Source organism: Mesorhizobium sp. BH1-1-5 (assembly GCF_020165615.1).
Lineage (GTDB): Bacteria > Pseudomonadota > Alphaproteobacteria > Rhizobiales > Rhizobiaceae > Mesorhizobium.
In genome coordinates, this window is the sequence record NZ_JAIUIM010000056.1 from 2,501 (window position 1) to 6,150 (window position 3,650).

Below are 3,650 nucleotides of genomic sequence, written 5' to 3' on the forward strand. Positions count from 1 at the left end.
AGATTTGTTCGAACTTCATGGCTGTAAAGCCGTGATTTGTCGCAAGGGACGCTCAATCCCTTGCATATGATGGGTTTGCCTAACCGCGCCCTCGAACCGATCTCGAGAAGCTGGTCTTTTTGTGCCAATTCCATTCGGCGGCGCCCCGCACAGGGTGTTGCGGATGCGACGATCTCTTCGAGATCGCGCGATGGGTATTGGCAATGAGAACGATCAAGTGTCTTAAGGGCAATTGGTGGATGCCTTGGCATGCACAGGCGATGAAGGACGTGATACGCTGCGATAAGCTACGGGGAGGTGCGAATACCCTTTGATCCGTAGATTTCCGAATGGGGAAACCCACCTAAGGTACTTGGAAAATCAGAGCTGCAGGGCGACCTGCTGCTGTGGTTTCCAAGTATCGCTAATAGGTAACTTATCCTGAATACATAGGGATAAAGTGGCGAACGCGGGGAACTGAAACATCTAAGTACCCGTAGGAAAGGACATCAACCGAGACTCCGGAAGTAGTGGCGAGCGAACCCGGACCAGGCCAGTGGCGATTGAGAGACAAGCGGAACCTTCTGGAAAGTAGGGCCATAGCGGGTGACAGCCCCGTACGCGTAATGCGATCAATCGTCCTCGAGTAAGGCGGGACACGTGAAATCCTGTCTGAAATTGGGAGGACCACCTTCCAAGCCTAAGTACTCGTGCATGACCGATAGCGAACTAGTACCGTGAGGGAAAGGTGAAAAGCACCCCGACAAGGGGAGTGAAAGAGTACCTGAAACCGATTGCCTACAAACAGTGGGAGCCCGCAAGGGTGACCACGTACCTTTTGTATAATGGGTCAGCGACTTAGTGTGACGAGCAAGCTTAAACCGATAGGTGTAGGCGCAGCGAAAGCGAGTCTGAACAGGGCGTTCAGTTCGTCGCATTAGACCCGAAACCGAGTGATCTAGCCATGAGCAGGTTGAAGGTAAGGTAACACTTACTGGAGGACCGAACCCATAACTGTTGCAATAGTTCGGGATGACTTGTGGCTAGGGGTGAAAGGCCAATCAAACTCGGAAATAGCTGGTTCTCCGCGAAATCTATTTAGGTAGAGCGTCGACCGAATACCCCAGGGGGTAGAGCACTGGATGGGCTAGGGGTCCTCACCGGATTACCAAACCTAACCAAACTCCGAATACCTGGGAGTACTAGTCGGCAGACACACGGCGGGTGCTAACGTCCGTCGTGAAAAGGGAAACAACCCTGACCTACAGCTAAGGTCCCCAAGTTATGGCTAAGTGGGAAAGGATGTGAGGATCCCAAAACAACCAGGATGTTGGCTTAGAAGCAGCCATCATTTAAAGAAAGCGTAACAGCTCACTGGTCTAAATAAGGGTCTTTGCGCCGAAAATGTAACGGGGCTAAAGCCATACACCGAAGCTTAGGGTTCGTGAGCAATCACGAGCGGTAGCGGAGCGTTCTGTAAGCTGATGAAGCCGTACCCGTGAGGGGCGGTGGAGGTATCAGAAGTGCGAATGCTGACATGAGTAACGTAAGGGGAGTGAGAGACTCCCCCGCCGAAAGACCAAGGGTTCCTGCTTAAAGTTAATCTGAGCAGGGTTAGCCGGCCCCTAAGACGAGGCGGAAACGCGTAGTCGATGGGAACCACGTTAATATTCGTGGGCCTGGAGGTAGTGACGGATCACACAAGTTGTCCAATCTTATCGGATTGAACGGGCAGCGGAGTGGTTCCAGGAAATAGCTCCTCCTTATAGACCGTACCCGAAACCGACACTGGTGGTCAGGTAGAGTATACCAAGGCGCTTGAGAGAACTATGCTGAAGGAACTCGGCAAATTGCACGCGTAACTTCGGAAGAAGCGTGACCCTTTTTAGCGCAAGCTAAGGAGGGTGGCACAGACCAGGGGGTAGCGACTGTTTATCAAAAACACAGGGCTCTGCGAAGCCGCAAGGCGACGTATAGGGTCTGACGCCTGCCCGGTGCTGGAAGGTTAAGAGGAGGGGTGCAAGCTCTGAATCGAAGCCCCAGTAAACGGCGGCCGTAACTATAACGGTCCTAAGGTAGCGAAATTCCTTGTCGGGTAAGTTCCGACCTGCACGAATGGCGTAACGACTTCCCCGCTGTCTCCAGCATAGACTCAGTGAAATTGAATTCCCCGTGAAGATGCGGGGTTCCTGCGGTTAGACGGAAAGACCCCGTGCACCTTTACTATAGCTTTACATTGGCATTCGTAGTGGCATGTGTAGGATAGGTGGTAGGCTTTGAAACCTGGGCGCCAGCTCAGGTGGAGCCACCCTTGAAATACCACCCTTATTACTATGGATGTCTAACCGCGGCCCGTTATCCGGGTCCGGGACAATGTATGGTGGGTAGTTTGACTGGGGCGGTCGCCTCCTAAAGAGTAACGGAGGCGCGCGATGGTGGGCTCAGAACGGTCGGAAATCGTTCGCTGAGTGCAATGGCATAAGCCTGCCTGACTGCGAGACTGACAAGTCGAGCAGAGACGAAAGTCGGTCATAGTGATCCGGTGGTCCCGCGTGGAAGGGCCATCGCTCAACGGATAAAAGGTACGCCGGGGATAACAGGCTGATGACCCCCAAGAGTCCATATCGACGGGGTTGTTTGGCACCTCGATGTCGACTCATCGCATCCTGGGGCTGGAGCAGGTCCCAAGGGTATGGCTGTTCGCCATTTAAAGCGGTACGTGAGTTGGGTTCAGAACGTCGTGAGACAGTTCGGTCCCTATCTGCCGTGGGTGTAGGAATATTGAAAGGATCTGTCCCTAGTACGAGAGGACCGGGATGGACGGATCTCTGGTGGACCTGTTGTGGCGCCAGCCGCATCGCAGGGTAGCTATATCCGGACGGGATAACCGCTGAAGGCATCTAAGCGGGAAACCCACCTTGAAACGAGTATTCCCTGAGAACCGTGGAAGACGACCACGTTGATAGGCCGGGTGTGGAAGAGCGGCAACGCTTGAAGCTTACCGGTACTAATAGTTCGATAGGCTTGATCGTTCTCATTCCTTATATCCATCTTGTTCTCACTCACGCTTGTTGCGCCCTCTCGGGCGGCGCTACGTGGGTGCGGCGCATCGGCGCCGACGGTCGGTCGACCTTGCGAAGCTTCGCTTCGAAAGGCGCCAGGCCAAAATGAACATCCAAGGCACAACAAAGACCAGCGAACAGCTCCGAGAAAGCAGAAACTAGGTACCCCCTATTGGCTGCTCGCTCATCGCTATTCGCTCAAAAAGCTTCTCGATTTGAACGTGCGTTTTGCCGACCTGGTGGTTATGGCGGAGCGGCTGCACCCGATCCCATTCCGAACTCGGCCGTGAAACGCTCCAGCGCTGATGGTACTTCGTCTCAAGACGCGGGAGAGTAGGTCGCTGCCAGGTCTGCCAAACGCACGTTCAGCTCAAAGCCGGGTCAAAAACCCGGATCGAGACAAATCTTCTCTCTACGATAAAGGCCCGCCAAACGGGATCCCGGGCCGCGCAAGCGGCCCTTTCATTTGGTGAGCCACCTACCTACTTGTAGGCCATCCTGTCTTCAGGCGCGGCTTACGTCCAAAGGTGACGCGGGGTGGAGCAGCCCGGTAGCTCGTCAGGCTCATAACCTGAAGGTCACAGGTTCAAATCCTGTCCCCGCAACCAA

At 54.2% G+C, this 3,650-nt stretch carries 1 tRNA gene and 2 rRNA genes; all 3 read left to right on the forward strand.

Annotation, left to right across the window (positions count from 1 at the left end):
* Window positions 1-211 precede the first annotated feature (211 nt).
* The 3 genes from LB572_RS34245 (at window position 212) to LB572_RS34255 (ending at window position 3,649) form a co-directional block, all read left to right on the forward strand.
* Window positions 212-3,011: ribosomal RNA gene (locus LB572_RS34245) — 23S ribosomal RNA — on the forward strand.
* 265 nt (window positions 3,012-3,276) lie between these two features.
* Window positions 3,277-3,391: ribosomal RNA gene (gene rrf, locus LB572_RS34250) — 5S ribosomal RNA — on the forward strand.
* A gap of 181 nt (window positions 3,392-3,572) precedes the next feature.
* Window positions 3,573-3,649 (forward strand) — tRNA-Met (locus LB572_RS34255).
* Window position 3,650: the final 1 nt, after the last annotated feature.